At 45.3% G+C, this 17,501-nt stretch carries 15 protein-coding genes; 11 read left to right on the plus strand and 4 right to left on the minus strand.

Translation table 11 applies throughout. The features are described 5' to 3' along the window. Positions 1-39: 39 nt before the first annotated feature. Complete coding sequence (locus tag ACHLI0_RS14995) at positions 40-549, plus strand: RNA polymerase sigma factor (protein ID WP_008763658.1); 510 nt, start codon at positions 40-42, stop codon at positions 547-549. After that, positions 539-1,015, plus strand: coding sequence for a PG0215 family putative anti-sigma factor (locus ACHLI0_RS15000; protein ID WP_414203261.1), 477 nt, complete (start codon positions 539-541; stop codon positions 1,013-1,015). The genes ACHLI0_RS14995 and ACHLI0_RS15000 overlap by 11 nt, the downstream gene beginning before the upstream one ends. 174 nt (positions 1,016-1,189) lie before the next feature. On the opposite strand, the gene ACHLI0_RS15005 is transcribed toward ACHLI0_RS15000, so the two are convergent. Further along, the gene (locus ACHLI0_RS15005) at positions 1,190-1,975 is read right to left on the minus strand and encodes a head GIN domain-containing protein (RefSeq protein WP_490749508.1); all 786 of its coding nucleotides are present in this window, start codon (positions 1,973-1,975) and stop codon (positions 1,190-1,192) included. Between the two features lie 135 nt (positions 1,976-2,110). Here ACHLI0_RS15005 and ACHLI0_RS15010 point away from each other — a divergent pair, with 135 nt between their 5' ends. Then, positions 2,111-2,809: a YgjP family zinc-dependent metalloprotease gene (locus ACHLI0_RS15010; RefSeq protein WP_490749509.1), complete on the plus strand. Its 699-nt coding sequence runs from the start codon at positions 2,111-2,113 to the stop codon at positions 2,807-2,809. A gap of 37 nt (positions 2,810-2,846) precedes the next feature. Here the strand turns inward: ACHLI0_RS15010 and ACHLI0_RS15015 are convergent, their stop codons facing one another. Then, positions 2,847-3,242, minus strand: a complete 396-nt coding sequence (locus ACHLI0_RS15015) for a hypothetical protein (RefSeq protein ID WP_048698602.1) — start codon at positions 3,240-3,242, stop codon at positions 2,847-2,849. A 172-nt stretch (positions 3,243-3,414) separates the two neighbouring features. Here ACHLI0_RS15015 and rimP point away from each other — a divergent pair, with 172 nt between their 5' ends. The 8 genes from rimP to ACHLI0_RS15055 all read left to right on the plus strand — a co-directional run bounded on the left by rimP (position 3,415) and on the right by ACHLI0_RS15055 (position 13,759). Further along, positions 3,415-3,882 carry a ribosome assembly cofactor RimP gene (gene rimP, locus ACHLI0_RS15020; RefSeq protein WP_008763664.1) on the plus strand — a complete coding sequence of 156 codons (468 nt, stop codon included), beginning with the start codon at positions 3,415-3,417 and terminating at the stop codon, positions 3,880-3,882. 2 nt (positions 3,883-3,884) lie between these two features. Then, the gene (gene nusA, locus ACHLI0_RS15025) at positions 3,885-5,204 is read left to right on the plus strand and encodes a transcription termination factor NusA (protein WP_008763665.1); all 1,320 of its coding nucleotides are present in this window, start codon (positions 3,885-3,887) and stop codon (positions 5,202-5,204) included. Between the two features lie 52 nt (positions 5,205-5,256). Then, entirely contained in the window at positions 5,257-8,379 is a 3,123-nt protein-coding gene (infB, locus tag ACHLI0_RS15030) for a translation initiation factor IF-2 (protein WP_490749510.1), read from the plus strand. 79 nt (positions 8,380-8,458) lie between these two features. Continuing rightward, complete coding sequence (locus ACHLI0_RS15035; protein WP_008767606.1) at positions 8,459-8,989, plus strand: CvpA family protein; 531 nt, start codon at positions 8,459-8,461, stop codon at positions 8,987-8,989. Then, positions 8,967-10,421: a Fe-S cluster assembly protein SufB gene (sufB, locus tag ACHLI0_RS15040; RefSeq protein WP_008767607.1), complete on the plus strand. Its 1,455-nt coding sequence runs from the start codon at positions 8,967-8,969 to the stop codon at positions 10,419-10,421. The genes ACHLI0_RS15035 and sufB overlap by 23 nt, the downstream gene beginning before the upstream one ends. 15 nt (positions 10,422-10,436) lie before the next feature. Next, the gene (gene sufC / locus ACHLI0_RS15045) at positions 10,437-11,189 is read left to right on the plus strand and encodes a Fe-S cluster assembly ATPase SufC (RefSeq protein WP_008763669.1); all 753 of its coding nucleotides are present in this window, start codon (positions 10,437-10,439) and stop codon (positions 11,187-11,189) included. A gap of 2 nt (positions 11,190-11,191) precedes the next feature. Next, positions 11,192-12,535, plus strand: coding sequence for a Fe-S cluster assembly protein SufD (gene sufD, locus ACHLI0_RS15050; protein ID WP_195211405.1), 1,344 nt, complete (start codon positions 11,192-11,194; stop codon positions 12,533-12,535). Positions 12,536-12,547: 12 nt separating this feature from the next. Further along, on the plus strand, positions 12,548-13,759 hold the full coding sequence (locus tag ACHLI0_RS15055; protein WP_490749511.1) for a cysteine desulfurase: 1,212 nt from the start codon (positions 12,548-12,550) through the stop codon (positions 13,757-13,759). Positions 13,760-14,020: 261 nt separating this feature from the next. On the opposite strand, the gene ACHLI0_RS15060 is transcribed toward ACHLI0_RS15055, so the two are convergent. Continuing rightward, a complete protein-coding gene (locus ACHLI0_RS15060; RefSeq protein ID WP_490749512.1) occupies positions 14,021-15,541 on the minus strand; it encodes an arylsulfatase in 1,521 nt (506 codons plus the stop codon). A gap of 7 nt (positions 15,542-15,548) precedes the next feature. Then, complete coding sequence (locus tag ACHLI0_RS15065; RefSeq protein WP_315864116.1) at positions 15,549-17,498, minus strand: RagB/SusD family nutrient uptake outer membrane protein; 1,950 nt, start codon at positions 17,496-17,498, stop codon at positions 15,549-15,551. Positions 17,499-17,501: the final 3 nt, after the last annotated feature.

Raw genomic sequence — 17,501 nt, forward strand, 5'->3', positions numbered from 1 at the left:
CTGTAACTTTTCGTATCCCAGCCCGTCATTATTATAGAGATGCAAGAGATCAGCTTCCGAAACGATATTTTGCCGTTGAAGGATAAACTCTTTCGACTGGCGCTCAGAATAACCCTAGATAGGGCAGAAGCCGAGGATGTCGTTCAGGACACCATGATAAGAGTGTGGAACAAGCGTGATGAGTGGTCGCAATTTGAATCGGTTGAAGCCTATTGCCTGATAGTAGCAAAGAATCTGGCTATAGACCGGAGCCAGAAGAAAGAAGCTCAGAATGTGGAAATCACCCCCGAAATGGAGGAAGAACCTGATGCAAACAGTCCGTATGACCAGTTGGTTCATGATGAGAAAATGAACATTATCAATAGACTGGTGAACGAACTTCCCGAAAAACAGAGGCTTATCATGCAACTGAGGGACATTGAAGGTGAAAGCTATAAGAAGATTGCAACTCTTCTGAATCTGACAGAGGAACAAGTGAAAGTGAACCTTTTCAGAGCCAGACAAAAGGTAAAACAAAGGTATTTAGAAATTGACGAATATGGATTATAAGGATATAGAACAGCTCCTGGAGCGATATTGGCAATGCGAAACTTCCGTGGAGGAGGAATTTGTGTTGCGCGACTTCTTCTCAAAGGAGGAAGTACCCGCTCATTTGCTCCGCTATAAAAACTTGTTTGTTTATCAGCAGGTTCAGCAGGAGGTAGGACTGGGTGAAGACTTTGACGCACGTATTCTGGCGCAGGTGGAAACTCCGGTAGTGAAGGCAAAGCGTCTGACACTGACAGGAAGATTCATCCCCCTGTTTAAAGCTGCTGCTGTGATTGCAATTATCCTTTCATTAGGAAATGTAGCGCAACATTCTTTTTCCGGAGATGACGGAAGAGTATTGGCAACGGATACTATTGGTAAACAAGTGACCACACCGTCGGTAGCTCTGTCAAATGAGCTGAAAGCAGATCAGGCATTGGCTGACAGCCTTGCAAAGATCAACAAGGTGCAGGTTATGAAAGAATGACATTTTCATTTGCTTTAAACATATAATATAGTTAGTGTGCTTTAATTAAAACAACATCGAAAGCGAAACTGTGAAGTTTTCAATTCTCTCAAATTTTTTATAATGAAACTAACTAAATAAATGGGCTACCGCGAGATGCAGTAGCCCTTTTATGTTTTTGGGATGTTTACGGATTTAGTCCAGTTTGCGGAGCTTCTTGTGGGGGAAATCAATAGCCTGAGGATTTCCTTTGTAAGCGACGTTGCCGCTTCCGCTGACGTGCCCGCCTAGTTTGCCGTTGACGAAGCAGCTGATGTTACCCGAACCTGAGATACCTGCATATACGTCTGTAGCTTCCAGATCGGCGGCTTTGATATTGCCGGATCCTGATATGTTGTACTTTGCTGCGCCTGTCATGCCGTTAAGGGTGATGTTGCCCGATCCGGAAATGCTTGCAGAACAGGTCTTGCTGTCGATTTGTTTGAGCCTGACATCGCCCGAACCATGAATTGCAATGGCCAGATGACCGGTGTCGAATGTACTTCCTCCTAAATTGCCTGAACCGTTAATTGTTACTTTAAGATCTCCCTTGGTGTGAATGCCGTTCGCAAAGAGAATGCCACCCGATCCGTTGAGTGTTAGCCTGTTCAGGTCTGGTGAGAAAACTTTGATCTCTAGTTTGCCTTTGTCGATGATATTGACATTCTTTTTAAACTTTATATTCAATGTTTCTCCGTTTACTTTTGTTTCCAGGAGCTCTACGATATTGTCCGAACCGTAAATCTCAATACGGGAGGAGGAGTCTTGCTGGTAGATGATGTTGGCACTTCCCGACATATTGATGTCATTGAAGTGCTCCAGATTCTCTTTTTTGGTGATGTAGTTTTTACTGCCTTTCACAATAGGGCCATTAAAACAGGAGGTAGCGGAGAATATCAGGATTATCCCGAGCAGCCATGCAGTCAATGTGTTTCTTTTCATAATTTATAGTTGATTTTAATATGAGTATATATGGATTAGACGTTGCGAGTTGCTATAAAGTTGCATTGAATATCACTTTTTTCGCCATCGGCTTCTTTTTTTATTATTTTTGCAGCATCGGTTAAGGAGGAGAAAATGGATACAGTGATAGAAGATGATGAATTGGGAAGTTTGATAGTGCGTGTCAATCCACGTGCGCGCAGTTTGGTGTTTCGTACCAAAAGCGATGCGGTCTACGTTTCGGTGCCTCCCGGCACCACGACGAAAGAGGTGAAGCGTGCCATTGAGAATCTTCGTAGTAAGTTGCTGCTTTCCCGTCAGAAGGTTGCCCGTCCGTTGATTGACTTAAACTATAAGATTGATGCCGAGCATTTCAAACTATCTCTTATCTTAGGTGAAAAGGAGCAGTTTCTGGCTAATTCGCGATTGGGTGTCATGCAGATCGTATGTCCTCCTCAAGCGGATTTTACTGATGAAAATCTACAGAACTGGTTGCGTAAAGTGATTGAAGAATCTTTGAGGCGGAATGCGAAAAGTATTCTTCCTCCTCGTTTGGAGCATCTTTCGGCACAATGTGGATTGTCTTATGCCAGCGTGAAGATAAACTCCAGCCAGGGACGCTGGGGGAGTTGCTCGGCGAGAAAAAATATAAATCTGTCCTATTATCTTGTTCTGTTGCCTTCTCACCTGATCGACTATGTGCTTCTGCACGAGTTGTGTCATACTCGTGAGATGAACCACAGTGAGCGTTTCTGGGACTTGCTGAACCGGTTCACAGATGGCAAGGCTCTTGCTTTGCGTAAAGAATTGAAGAAGTATCGTACAGAGATATAAGGTGCTTGGAATAAGGACTTCTGATATTAATCAGATCTTATTTAGCAAGCTGTTTGATTCCGTCCGTTTCTTTTTCAAACTGATAAGTTCCTCCCTTCTCGCTGAGATCGAAAACGGATGCAATTTCCGTTTTATTGTCTACAATCATCAGTGCGCTTTGTTCTGCAAATCGACCGACCTCTATTGTAAAGGCTTCTTCCTGCATGACTTGATTGGCGATAAGGCTGTCATTGACGAACAGCGAAATGGAATCTCCGGCAAATCCTTTTACCAGGCTGATCGTATAAGTTTCAATATAATGTCGTTCTGCCTGGTTTTCCCGTTGCAGACGTAAGCTCATATAAATGAAAATAACTACGACAAAAATGACGGCAAAAGCCAGAATGCCGTTGCCGACCATAAACTGTTTGTTGGTGTTGAGATGATGTGCCATAGCTCTTGGTTTTTAAAATTGCGGCGTAAAGATACGAATATACGACTGTTAATTCATACTTTTTTTCTTTAATGTTTTGTAGTCGAATAGATTATTTATATCTTTGCAACCGAAATGGATGAAAGGTGGAGGGGCGATTAAGCTCCTTTTTTTGTTCTTATATAGTTAATAAATGATAGAAAAGAAAACTGTTTGTCAGATTGTTGAAGAGTGGCTGGAAGGAAAAGACTACTTTCTGGTAGAGGTGACCGTGAGCCCGGATGACAAGATCGTGGTCGAAATAGACCACGCAGAAGGAGTTTGGATTGAAGACTGCGTAGAGCTTAGCCGCTTTATCGAGTCGAAACTGAACCGTGAAGAGGAAGATTATGAACTGGAAGTGGGCTCTGCCGGTATCGGACAACCCTTTAAAGTGCTGCAACAGTATTACATCCACATCGGACAGGAAGTGGAAGTAGTGACCAGAGACGGACGTAAACTGGCAGGTATCCTGAAAGATGCCGATGAAGAGAAGTTTACGGTAGGCGTAGAGAAGAAGGTAAAACTCGAAGGTTCCAAGCGTCCGAAGCTGATCGAAGAGGACGAAACCTTCACTTATGAGCAAATAAAATATACTAAATACTTAATTAGCTTTAAATAGTTATGGCCAAAAAAGAAGAAACAATCAGCTTGATTGATACATTTTCGGAATTTAAGGAACTGAAGAATATCGATAGAACGACGATGGTTAGCGTACTTGAAGAGTCGTTCCGTAGCGTAATCGCGAAAATGTTTGGCACCGATGAGAATTACGACGTGATCGTGAACCCGGACAAGGGTGACTTCGAGATATGGCGTAACCGTGAAGTTGTGGCCGATGAAGATTTGACAAACCCCAATATGCAGATTTCGCTGACGGAAGCACAGAAAATCGATGCTTCATACGAAGAAGGCGAAGAAGTGACTGATGAGGTGATCTTTGCCAAGTTCGGACGTCGTGCTATCCTGAATCTCCGCCAGACATTGGCTTCAAAGATTCTGGAACTTGAAAAGGACAGTATTTATAATAAATATATTGATAAAGTAGGTACAATCATCAACGCGGAAGTATACCAGATCTGGAAAAAGGAAATGTTGCTTCTGGACGATGAAGGAAACGAACTGCTGTTGCCTAAGACTGAACAGATCCCGAGCGACTTTTATCGCAAAGGTGAAACAGCCCGTGCAGTGGTTGCCCGCGTAGACAACAAGAACAATAATCCGAAGATTATTTTGTCACGTACTTCTCCCGTTTTCCTGCAACGTCTGTTCGAAATGGAAGTACCTGAAATCAATGATGGTTTGATTACCATTAAAAAGATTGCCCGTATCCCTGGCGAACGTGCCAAGATCGCAGTGGAATCTTATGATGACAGAATCGATCCCGTAGGCGCCTGCGTAGGTGTAAAGGGGAGTCGTATTCATGGGATTGTTCGTGAATTACGCAATGAAAATATCGACGTGATCAATTACACATCGAACATTTCATTGTTTATCCAGCGTGCTTTGAGCCCGGCTAAGATTTCTTCTATCCGTCTGAATGAGGAAGAGAAAAAGGCTGAGGTATTCCTTAAACCGGAAGAGGTATCGCTTGCTATTGGTAAAGGCGGTTTGAATATCAAGCTGGCCAGTATGTTGACTGAGTACACTATCGACGTGTTCCGTGAATTGGATGAGAATGTGGCTGACGAGGATATCTATCTCGACGAGTTCAGAGATGAAATCGACGGATGGGTGATCGATGCAATCAAGGCTATCGGTATCGATACTGCGAAGGCTGTGTTGAATGCGCCTCGCGAGATGTTGATTGAAAAGACGGACCTGGAAGAAGAGACAGTGGACGAGGTAATACGTATTTTGAAATCGGAGTTTGAAGAAGAACCGGCAGCAGAGATGGAGCCTGAGACAGAGGCGGAACCTGAAGCTGAACCAACACAAGAGTAATATGCATTACGATTGAATTTTCTTCGCTCCATTTATTCATTAAATTTTAAATATGACGATAAGGTTAAACAAAGTTACAAGAGATTTGAATGTAGGAATCGCGACGGTAGTTGAGTTCCTGCAAAAGAAAGGGTATACCGTTGAGGCTAATCCTAATACCAAAATTAGTGAGGAGCAGTACGCTGTGCTCGTTAAAGAGTTTAGTACAGACAAGAACCTTAGACTTGAATCGGAGCGTTTCATCCAGGAACGTCAGAATAAGGAACGTAATAAGGCATCGGTATCTATCGAGGGCTTCGAGAAGCAGCAGGAGAAACCGAAGTCGGAAGATGTGATTAAGACAGTCGTACCGGAGGATGCACGTCCTAAGTTTAAACCTGTCGGAAAAATAGATTTGGATAAATTCAGCGGTCGGAGAACAGATAAAGTAGAAAAAGCGCCGGAAAAGAAAGTAGAACCTGTAGTAGAACAACCTGTGGTAGAGCAACCCGTTGCTGAAAAACCAGTCGTTGAGAAACCAGTGGTTGAATCCGAAGTGAAAAAGGAAGAGCCGAAAGTGGAAAAGGTGGAAGTAATTGCACCGAAACCTGCACCGGTAGAACAGCCAGTAGTAGCGCCGAAACCTGCAGTGGAGACAAAACCGGTAGAAGTTGAGAAAGTAGTAGTGGAAGAAGTAAAGAAAGAAGAGCCGAAGGTGGTAGAAACTGCACCTGTGAAGGCAGAAGAACGTAAAGTAGAAAGAACGGCAGAAGTAACTGCAACAGTGACAACTCCGACTGAAGAAAATGCGTCGAAAGAAAATGAGGTGTTTAAAATCCGTCAACCGGAACTGGGAGCGAAGATCAATGTCATCGGTCAGATTGACCTGGCTGCATTGAATCAGTCTACCCGTCCTAAGAAGAAATCGAAGGAAGAAAAACGCCGTGAACGCGAAGAAAAAGAAAAAGTTCGTCAGGATCAGAAGAAACTGATGAAGGAAGCTATCATCAAGGAAATCCGTAAAGAGGACAGTAAACAGGCAAAACCGGGCGTAAAAGATAATAATGCCGATGCTGCCAGAAAGAAACGGAATCGTATCAACAAAGAAAAGGTGGATGTCAACAATGTGACAACTTCCAACTTTGCTGCTCCGAGACCCAATACTCAGACCGGTAAAGGTGGTGGCAACCATCCCCGTCCTCAGGGTCAAGGCCAGGGACAGGGCAATAATAATAACAACAACAAGAAGAATAATAATAAGGATCGCTTCAAGAAGCCGGTTATCAAGCAGGAGGTTAGCGAAGAAGATGTAGCAAAGCAGGTAAAAGAAACTTTGGCACGTCTGACAACCAAAGGCAAGAACAAGACTTCTAAGTACCGCAAGGAAAAACGTGAAATGGCTTCCAACCGTATGCAGGAACTGGAAGATCAGGAAATGGCAGAAAGCAAGGTACTGAAGCTGACTGAGTTCGTAACGGCTAACGAGTTGGCAACGATGATGGACGTATCAGTCAATCAGGTTATTGCAACTTGTATGAGTATTGGTATGATGGTTTCCATCAACCAGCGTCTGGATGCGGAAACAATCAATCTGGTAGCCGAAGAGTTTGGTTTCAAGACCGAATATGTAAGTGCGGAAGTGGCACAGGCTATCGTGGAAGAAGAAGATGCTCCGGAAGATTTGCAGCCACGTGCTCCAATTGTAACGGTGATGGGACACGTTGACCACGGTAAGACATCCTTGCTTGACTACATCCGTAAGGCGAATGTAATTGCCGGTGAAGCCGGAGGTATTACACAGCACATCGGTGCTTACAACGTACAGTTGGAAGACGGACGCCGTATTACGTTCCTGGATACTCCGGGTCATGAGGCGTTTACTGCTATGCGTGCCCGTGGTGCGAAAGTAACGGATATTGCGATCATTATTGTGGCAGCCGATGATAACGTGATGCCGCAGACGAAGGAAGCGATCAATCATGCGATGGCAGCAGGTGTACCTATTGTATTTGCAATCAATAAGGTAGATAAGCCGACTGCTAATCCGGACAAGATTAAAGAAGAACTGGCTGCAATGAACTATCTCGTGGAAGAATGGGGTGGTAAATACCAGTCACAAGATATCTCTGCCAAGAAAGGTATGGGTGTGGAAGATTTGATGGAAAAAGTATTGCTGGAAGCTGAAATGCTTGATTTGAAGGCAAATCCGAACCGTAATGCGACAGGGTCCATCATTGAATCTTCATTGGATAAGGGACGTGGTTATGTAGCTACGGTGCTGGTATCGAATGGTACTTTGAAAGTAGGAGATATCGTATTGGCAGGAACCAGCTACGGACGTGTGAAAGCTATGTTCAACGAACGTAATCAGCGCGTGAAAGAAGCGGGACCGGCCGAACCGGCATTGATTCTGGGACTGAACGGTGCTCCTGCTGCAGGTGATACGTTCCATGTAGTTGAAAGTGATCAGGAAGCCCGTGAAATCACGAACAAACGTGAACAGCTGGCTCGTGAACAAGGCTTGCGTACACAGAAGATCCTGACTTTGGACGAACTTGGCCGTCGTATTGCTTTGGGTAACTTCCAGGAATTGAACATCATCGTCAAAGGTGACGTGGACGGTTCTGTAGAAGCATTGAGCGACTCGTTGATCAAGTTGTCTACTGAACAGATCCAGGTAAATGTGATCCATAAAGGCGTGGGTGCTATCTCCGAATCGGATGTATCACTGGCTGCTGCTTCGGATGCGATTATCGTCGGATTCCAGGTACGTCCTTCGGGTGCTGCCGCTAAGATGGCGGAACAGGAAGGTGTCGATATCCGTAAGTACTCCGTCATCTACGATGCAATCGAAGAGGTGAAGGCCGCTATGGAAGGTATGTTGGCTCCGGAACTGAAAGAACAGATTACGGCTACGATCGAAATCCGCGAAGTGTTCAATATCACGAAAGTGGGACTTGTGGCCGGTGCGGTAGTGAAGACCGGAAAGGTGAAACGAAGCGACAAGGCTCGTCTGATCCGCGATGGTATCGTTATCTTCACCGGAAACATCAATGCACTGAAACGCTTCAAGGACGACGTGAAGGAAGTAGGTACAAACTTCGAGTGCGGTATCAGTCTGGTGAACTGCAACGACATGAAGGTAGGCGATATGATCGAGACATTCGAAGAAATAGAAGTGAAACAGACGTTATAAATTGTACTGAATCGAGAATATACGGAGGCACAGAGTGGATTTACAACTCCGTGCCTCCTTTTTCTTTTAAAAAGAGATAATGACAACGATTGATATAATCATCCTTATTATAATAGGTGCCGGTGTGGTGGCGGGCTTTATGAAAGGCTTTATCCGTCAGCTGGCTTCTATTCTGGGATTGGTCGTCGGTTTGCTGGCAGCAAAGGCTTTGTATGCAACGTTGGCGGAGAAGCTTTGTCCGGCTGTGACAGACTCGATGACGGTTGCACAGGTATTGGCTTTTATTGTCATCTGGATCGCTGTTCCGCTGATATTCACGTTAGTGGCGTCCTTGCTGACGAAAGCGATGGAAGCTATTTCACTGGGGTGGCTGAACCGTTGGCTGGGAAGTGGATTGGGAGCACTCAAATTTCTGTTGCTAACGAGCCTTGTGATCTGTGTGATAGAGTTTATCGATAGCGATAATAAGTTAATTAGTGCAACAAAAAAGAGCGAATCATTGTTATATTATCCTATGGAAACGTTTGCGGGAATCTTTTTCCCTGCTGCTAAGAATATAACGCAACAATATATATTAGATAATAAAGATGCAACAAGAAGAACCCAATAAATATGTAAAGGAACTGACGCAGGAGAAGTATAAATATGGCTTCACCACGGAGGTACACACCGATGTTATTGAGCGTGGACTCAACGAAGATGTAGTCCGTCTGATTTCATCGAAAAAAGATGAACCCGAATGGCTGCTGGAGTTCCGACTGAAAGCGTATCGCCATTGGCTGACGCTGGAAATGCCGACTTGGGCACATCTCCGTATTCCGGAGATCGATTATCAGGCAATTTCGTACTATGCCGATCCGACGAAGAAGAAAGAAGGACCGAAGAGTATGGATGAAGTAGATCCGGAACTGATAAAGACATTCAATAAACTGGGGATCCCCTTGGAAGAACAGATGGCATTGAGCGGAATGGCTGTGGATGCAGTGATGGACTCGGTATCTGTAAAGACTACTTTCAAAGAGACACTGATGGAGAAAGGCATTATATTCTGCTCCTTTAGTGAAGCGGTACGGGAACATCCGGACCTTGTGAAGAAATATATGGGCTCGGTAGTAGGCTATCGGGATAACTTCTTCGCTGCTTTGAACTCGGCCGTGTTCTCTGACGGTTCTTTCGTTTACATACCGAAGGGAGTACGCTGCCCGATGGAGCTTTCTACTTATTTCCGTATCAATGCCCGTAATACGGGACAGTTTGAACGTACGCTGATTGTGGCGGACGACGATTCGTATGTATCTTATCTGGAGGGATGTACCGCACCGATGCGTGATGAAAATCAGTTGCATGCGGCTATCGTGGAGATTGTGGTACATGATCGTGCAGAAGTGAAATACAGTACGGTTCAGAACTGGTATCCGGGTGATGCCGAAGGTAAAGGTGGAGTCTACAACTTTGTGACGAAACGCGGCAACTGCAAAGGGGTGGACAGCAAACTGTCCTGGACACAGGTGGAAACCGGTTCGGCTATTACGTGGAAGTACCCTTCCTGCATATTGACAGGCGATAATTCGACGGCTGAGTTTTATTCTGTAGCTGTGACAAATAATTATCAGCAGGCAGATACCGGAACAAAAATGATTCATCTGGGAAAGAATACCCGCAGCACGATTGTCAGCAAAGGTATCTCTGCCGGACATAGCGAGAACTCTTATCGCGGACTGGTACGTGTAGCTGAAAAAGCCGATAATGCACGAAATTACAGCCAGTGTGACTCTTTGCTGCTGGGTGATAAATGTGGTGCGCATACTTTCCCGTATATGGATATTCACAATGAGACGGCTGTAGTGGAGCATGAGGCGACTACCAGCAAGATCAGCGAAGATCAGATATTCTATTGCAATCAGCGGGGTATCCCGACGGAGGATGCTATCGGGCTGATTGTTAACGGATATGCGAAAGAAGTATTAAATAAACTTCCGATGGAGTTTGCAGTGGAAGCACAGAAGTTGCTTACTATTTCGTTGGAAGGAAGCGTGGGATAAAAAATAAATAAGCTTATGTTAGAGATAAAAGACCTGCATGCCAGCATTAATGGCAAAGAGATATTGAAAGGTATTAACCTGACGGTGAAACCGGGCGAAGTACATGCGATAATGGGGCCGAACGGTTCCGGAAAGAGTACGCTTTCTTCTGTTCTGGTGGGAAATCCTGCTTTTGAGGTGACAAAAGGTTCGGTCACTTTCTATGGCAAGAATCTGCTGGAGTTGAGTCCGGAAGACCGTAGTCATGAAGGTATTTTCCTTAGTTTCCAGTATCCGGTAGAAATCCCCGGAGTAAGCATGGTGAACTTCATGAGGGCGGCTGTCAATGAACAGCGCAAGTATAAAGGTCTGCCTGCGTTGACTGCCAGCGAATTTCTGAAACTGATGCGTGAGAAGCGTGCCGTAGTCGAACTGGACAATAAACTTGCCAATCGTTCGGTGAATGAAGGTTTCTCCGGTGGTGAGAAGAAGCGTAACGAGATCTTCCAGATGGCAATGCTGGAACCGCGTCTGAGCATTCTTGACGAGACAGATTCCGGTCTGGATATTGATGCCCTTCGTATTGTAGCGGAAGGCGTGAATAAGCTCAAGACTCCCGAAACAAGTACGATCGTCATCACTCACTATCAGCGTCTGCTTGATTATATCAAACCGGATATAGTGCACGTACTCTATAAAGGTCGTATTGTGAAAACCGCCGGACCGGAACTAGCCTTGGAACTGGAAGAAAAGGGATACGATTGGATTAAGAAAGAAGTAGGAGAATAACGATGAATGTAGAACAACAATACATAGATCTCTTCTCTCAGACGGAAGCCATGATCTGCAAGCATAGTGCGGAAGTGCTGAATGCACCCCGTGCGGCTGCTTTTGCCGATTTTGAGCGTCTCGGATTCCCGACCCGTAAGATGGAGAAGTATAAATACACGGATATAAGCAAGTATTTCGAGCCTGATTACGGTCTGAACCTTAACCGTCTTCAGATTCCGGTCAATCCGTACGAAGTGTTTAAGTGCGATGTCCCGAATATGAGCACAGCCTTGTATTTTGTGGTAAACGACGCATTTTATAATAAAGCGCTTCCTAAAACTCACTTGCCGGAAGGCGTCATCTTCGGCAGCCTCAAAGAAGTCGCTGCGGAACATCCCGAACTGGTGAAGAAGTACTACGGTAAGCTGGCTGATACCTCCAAGGATGGCGTGACAGCTTTCAATACGACTTTTGCACAGGATGGAGTCATTTTCTATGTTCCGAAGAACGTAATCGTAGAGAAGCCTATCCAACTGGTGAATATCCTTCGTGCAGATGTCAACTTCATGGTGAACCGTCGCGTGCTGATCATCCTGGAAGATGGAGCGCAGGCACGCCTGTTGATCTGTGATCATGCGATGGATAATGTGAACTTCCTTGCAACGCAGGTGATCGAAGTATTTGCCGGAGAGAATGCGGTATTCGATATGTATGAGCTCGAAGAAACACATACAAGTACGGTTCGTATCAGCAACCTATACGTGAAGCAGGAAGCAAACAGCAATGTTTTGCTGAATGGCATGACGCTGCACAACGGAACTACCCGTAATACAACAGAAGTTCTGCTGGCCGGCGAAGGGGCTGAGATTAATCTTTGCGGTATGGCAATCGCTGATAAAAACCAGCATGTGGACAATAACACCTCCATTGATCATGCAGTACCGAATTGTACCAGTAATGAATTATTCAAGTACGTGCTTGATGACCAGTCGACCGGTGCTTTTGCCGGACTGGTATTGGTACGTCCTGATGCCCAGCATACAAATTCTCAACAGACCAACCGCAACCTCTGTGCCACACGCGATGCGCGTATGTACACGCAGCCGCAGCTTGAAATCTATGCGGACGATGTGAAGTGCTCTCACGGGGCAACTGTGGGACAGTTGGACGAGAATGCTTTGTTCTATATGCGTGCACGCGGAATAGCGGAGAAAGAAGCACGCTTGCTTCTGATGTTTGCATTTGTCAATGAAGTCATCGATACGATTCGTCTGGATGCATTGAAAGACCGTCTGCACCTGTTGGTAGAAAAACGCTTCCGTGGCGAATTGAACAAGTGCCAGGGATGTGCAATATGTAAATGATGAATAAGTAAAATGGATATTCAAAAGATACGTGAAGACTTTCCGATATTGAGCCGTACGGTGTATGGTAAACCATTGGTTTATTTCGATAACGGTGCGACCACTCAGAAACCTCGTTTGGTGGTGGATGCGCTGGTAGATGAGTATTACTCTGTGAATGCGAATGTGCATCGTGGAGTACATTACCTTTCCCAGCAGGCAACGGAACTGCATGAAGCCTCCCGCGAGACGGTACGGCAGTTTATCAATGCCGGCAGTACGAATGAGGTCGTCTTTACACGGGGTACGACGGAAAGTATCAATTTGCTTGTTTCCAGTTTTGGAGATGAGTTTATGCAGGAAGGCGATGAAGTGATCCTTTCGGTGATGGAGCATCACAGTAATATCGTTCCCTGGCAACTTCTGGCTGCCCGCAAAGGAATTGTCATCAAGGTCATTCCGATGAATGACAAGGGCGAACTGTTGCTGGATGAATATGAAAAGTTATTCACCGAGCGTACAAAGATAGTCAGTGTAGTTCAGGTGTCGAACGTATTGGGAACCGTAAATCCTGTCAAGGAAATGATTGCGACGGCTCATGCGCACGGAGTACCTTTTCTAGTGGATGCTGCACAGTCTATCCCCCACATGAAGGTGGATGTGCAAGACTTGGATGCCGATTTTCTGGTGTTCTCCGCACATAAGGTTTACGGTCCGACAGGTGTCGGTGTGCTTTATGGAAAGGAAGAATGGCTGGACCGTATGCCCCCTTATCAAGGAGGAGGAGAAATGATTCAGCACGTCTCTTTTGAAAAGACTACCTTTAACGAACTGCCTTTCAAGTTTGAAGCTGGTACGCCGGACTACATCGGTACTACCGGACTGGCAAAAGCCCTTGACTACGTTAATGGCATCGGACTCGACCAAATCGCCGCCCATGAGCACGAGCTGACGACGTATGCGCTGAAGCGATTGAAGGAAATACCCAATATGCGTATTTTCGGTGAGGCGGCAGATCGGGGAGCAGTGATTTCATTTCTGGTGGGAGATATTCACCATTTCGATTTGGGAACATTGTTAGACCGTTTAGGTATCGCTGTCCGCACGGGGCACCATTGTGCGCAACCGTTGATGCAGCGGCTCGGAATCGAAGGTACGGTACGTGCATCATTTGCCATGTACAATACACGATCGGAAGTGGACGCATTAGTGGCTGGGATCGAACGCGTCAGCCAAATGTTCTAAAGATATTAATCGCTATTCCTGCAAGAATAGCGATTTTTTTATTCTTTAACTAAAAAAGTCTCTTTGAAGTGCAGTGATTTGAAGTTTCCTGCGTCTAATAAGAAAGAATAAAAATCATTTTAGGTATATTAAGTTGGTCGTGAGACCGCGCTTTCTATAAATTCTCTCTCTCTTTAACTCTAATTGGCGGCTATATCGCATATTCTTGCGGTATAGCCGCACTTTTTAAGGAATCGAAAAAGATACTGTGTGCTGTGATGGTCAGTCAGGCATCTTAAATGAGGCTAGTTCCGGTTCCGTATGTTCTTTCTTCATAATATCTTCAATTCTCTTTATTACGTCCGGGTGATATCTTGCCACATCGGTCTGTTCCCTTGGGTCGGATTCAAGGTCATAGAGTTGGATCCTTCTGTTTCCTTTGAAGATATTCAGGATAATGGCTTTCCATTTACCCATTCGGACTGCCTTTTGTCCTCCGCTGTCGGGATATTCCCAATATAAGAAGTCATGTTCACGTTGCTTCTTGCCTAATAATTCTGGCAGAAAGCTGATTCCATCTGTAGGAGGGCACTCTACTTTTGCAATTTCACAGAAGGTAGGCATGATATCCCAAAAGGCACAAAGGAGATCACTCCGGCTTCCTGCCTTTATTTTCCGGGGCCAGCTGGCAATCATCGGTACACGGATACCTCCTTCACGAAGTGAGGCTTTGCCCCATCCCCATTCGCTTTTAAATGGTTTGGCACTGTCGAAGAAGAAAGAATCGCTTCCTCCGTTAAAGGTCGGTCCGTTGTCGCTAGTGAAGATGATGAGGGTGTTATCATAGATTCCTTCCTCTTTGAGTTTCTCGATAAGTCCTCCGATTTGTTCATCCCAGTAGCTAACCATAGCCGCGTATGTTGCCCGTGGATAGCGGCAGGGGAAATAATCCTGATTGCCTGTATATGGTTTTTCATCACCGAACTTGTTGACGTAATGCTTTATCCATCTTTCCGGTGCTTGCAAGGGGACATGGGGGACGGGAGTTGTCCAGAATAGAACAAAGGGGGTATTTTTAGTAAGGTCGATAAAGTTGATTATTTCTTTGTACATTAGGTCCGGAGCATATTCATTGAGAGTATATCGGGCATAACTCTTTTCGTCATACGGGTCGGCATCTTTATCCAGTCTGGTATGGGGGACTACCAATGGATTGTTCAGATACTCTCTTTGTTCATTTCTATATAAAAATGGGGGATAATAGGTATGAGCTTCCCGTTGACAATTGTATCCGTAGAAGAAATCGAAACCCATTTTGTTGGGCGTGCTATCTGAGCCGGGATATCCCAAGCCCCATTTGCCGATACAGGCTGTTGTATAGCCTGCCTGTTTCAGTAGGGCCGGAATCATGACGGTTTCTGCCGGGACAGGGCGTTGCCCTTCCAGTGTAGAGTCTGCCAGTACAGCTTGGTGATTTTTTACATTTCCGCGTTCGGGCATTTCGTCATTACCACGGATATAGGCATGTCCAGAATGCAATCCCGTGAAGAGGATGCAACGTGACGGGGCCGAGACGGCTGTTCCGGAGTAATGGTTGCTGAATGTCATTCCTTCCTTCGCCAGTCGGTCGATATTGGGCGTTTCGATGAGTTGCTGTCCGTAGCATCCCAATTCTGCAATTCCAAGATCGTCGGCGAGGATATAGATAATATTGGGCTTTTTCTTATTAGCCCCGTGCTCCTCCGCAACGGAGGAGAGCGGAGCTAGTAAGGCAAGACCCATCATAAGATGGTTTTGTTTCATGTGCTGATTAATAGAATGGATTTTGAATAATCTGAGGAGTCTTCTCCAGTTCACTGGCACTGATTGGCAACAGATACTGTGCTTTGTTGAAATGGTTGGTCAGTGTCTTGTTCACTGTGGGCTCCTTGAAGAATGTTTCTACATTGGCTCCTTCGATGTTCCAACATAAGAAAGGTTCGTCCAGTTTCTCAGCCATCTTCCAGCGGCGCAAGTCCCAGAAACGTTGCCCTTCCAGGTAGAACTCAATTTGCCTTTCCTGACGTACCAGTTGGCGGAGTGTTTCCTGGTCGTTTTCTTTTCCTTTCCATTCGGAGTTGGCATAGCTTTGAATCGACTCATCTATTCCCGGGATGCCGGCACGCTTTCTTACTTTATCCATATATTCTTTGGCAATCTTGAAGTTGTTGTCGCCTCCCATTTCAATCAGTGCTTCGGCATAGTTGAGGTACAGCTCGGCCAGACGGAATGTAGGGAACGGATATTTAATGATGCTGTTCGTGAATCCGGGATGGGTGAACTTCTTGTTCAGATATCCCGTTACTGAATAGTGTACGGTCATGTCTTTCTTGAAACCGTGTGCTCCGTTGAACAGCATTCTCAGTCCGCCGGGTACGTAAGACTTGTTGAGAGGAAGTGCTACTGCATTATATCGTGCTATTTCGTAATTACTATTATGGAAACCTATCCATGAGTAGAAACGAGGTTCGCGATTGAAATGTAGTTTTATCGACCTGTCGTTGGGACGATCTTCGTAGTTGTTTCCGTCGAAGTTGTGGGGCAGATAGGCTATTTGGTAACGGTTCGGATAGTCATATGTCTTATCTTTGTCCATAGGTAATCCGTGTTCCGTATAGAATAGTTCGACCATTTGCAGCGTGGGAGCTGTAGAATTCGTTTGAGTATACGGAATCTGTGAGGTTTGTCTTACTGACGAACGAATCTGTACACCGTATGTCGATTCGCTACGATTATCTCCCCAGATGATTTCACATAAGTTCTGGTTATCAATCGTACAATATCTGACTCTGCGTTGAGCTCTTCCGCTTTCCGTTTCGCTGGTGAAGCCCGGTTTCTCTTGTGTCGGTGCTCCCGCTTCTACGTCTCCGTATAGCTTATATCCTGCTTTCTCCGCATTCTGAATAGCGTCCAGCGTTACTTCCGCGCATTTCTCCCATTTCTTCACATCATACGTTTGTGAGATTAAATGTTTTCCGTCTGCATCAACGAAGTTGCTGTAGAATTCACTATTACCGTTGAATAGAGGAGAGGCAGCGTATAAATGTACACGAGAGCGAAGAGCGCGTGCCACGTGTTTGGTTGCCCGTCCGAAGTACATCGGGTTATGTGCTTCAACCAGTCCGGGCATTGCTTCATCGAGCATCTCATCAATAAACGCTACTACCTCATCGTAAGAACTACGCGCGGGTAACTCGGATAACTTAGTATCCAGGTCATATTTCTTCCGGATGATAAGAGTAGGGCCGAAAGCTTGTAATGAGCAGAAGTGGTAATAGGCAATTAAGAACTTAGCTTCTGCTCTGTAAATCTCCCGGTCGGCTTCCGTATACACTTGTGCCTTATCTATAACATCCAGGAACTCGTAGCATTGACGAACTCCTTTCCAAGTTGGCCACCAACGGTCGGAAACGATAGAATTATTCGTCGGGTTGTAGAGTCCCATAGTGAACAACTGTTCCGGTTCGTTTGCCTTATAGTAGGTCGTTACTTCTCCTCCGGTCAACAGTGCTGTCGGATACCAGCTTTGGTATGGCTGGCTGTCCTGAGAACTGCGGTTCATAGGCATATATGTGTAGCAAGAATAAAGAAATCCTTCGGTCTTGGCCGGAGTGTTATAAGAGTCCTCTATCTTGGTACGTTCATCCGGCATAATATCCAGATAGTTGCATCCACTTATCAGGATGCACAATGCAATCGCATAAATATATTTTAGTTTCATAGC

Source organism: Bacteroides sp. RCH18 (assembly GCF_058231005.1).

Coding starts and splice junctions, on each gene's coding strand:
- ACHLI0_RS15005 (WP_490749508.1), bottom strand. CDS start 1,975: ATGAAAAGAAACACATTGACTGCATGGCTGCTCGGGATAATCCTGATA.
- sufB (WP_008767607.1), top strand. CDS start 8,967: ATGCAACAAGAAGAACCCAATAAATATGTAAAGGAACTGACGCAGGAG.
- ACHLI0_RS15010 (WP_490749509.1), top strand. CDS start 2,111: ATGGATACAGTGATAGAAGATGATGAATTGGGAAGTTTGATAGTGCGT.
- ACHLI0_RS15035 (WP_008767606.1), top strand. CDS start 8,459: ATGACAACGATTGATATAATCATCCTTATTATAATAGGTGCCGGTGTG.
- ACHLI0_RS14995 (WP_008763658.1), top strand. CDS start 40: ATGCAAGAGATCAGCTTCCGAAACGATATTTTGCCGTTGAAGGATAAA.
- infB (WP_490749510.1), top strand. CDS start 5,257: ATGACGATAAGGTTAAACAAAGTTACAAGAGATTTGAATGTAGGAATC.
- ACHLI0_RS15000 (WP_414203261.1), top strand. CDS start 539: ATGGATTATAAGGATATAGAACAGCTCCTGGAGCGATATTGGCAATGC.
- rimP (WP_008763664.1), top strand. CDS start 3,415: ATGATAGAAAAGAAAACTGTTTGTCAGATTGTTGAAGAGTGGCTGGAA.
- ACHLI0_RS15060 (WP_490749512.1), bottom strand. CDS start 15,541: ATGAAACAAAACCATCTTATGATGGGTCTTGCCTTACTAGCTCCGCTC.
- ACHLI0_RS15065 (WP_315864116.1), bottom strand. CDS start 17,498: ATGAAACTAAAATATATTTATGCGATTGCATTGTGCATCCTGATAAGT.
- sufD (WP_195211405.1), top strand. CDS start 11,192: ATGAATGTAGAACAACAATACATAGATCTCTTCTCTCAGACGGAAGCC.
- nusA (WP_008763665.1), top strand. CDS start 3,885: ATGGCCAAAAAAGAAGAAACAATCAGCTTGATTGATACATTTTCGGAA.
- sufC (WP_008763669.1), top strand. CDS start 10,437: ATGTTAGAGATAAAAGACCTGCATGCCAGCATTAATGGCAAAGAGATA.
- ACHLI0_RS15055 (WP_490749511.1), top strand. CDS start 12,548: ATGGATATTCAAAAGATACGTGAAGACTTTCCGATATTGAGCCGTACG.
- ACHLI0_RS15015 (WP_048698602.1), bottom strand. CDS start 3,242: ATGGCACATCATCTCAACACCAACAAACAGTTTATGGTCGGCAACGGC.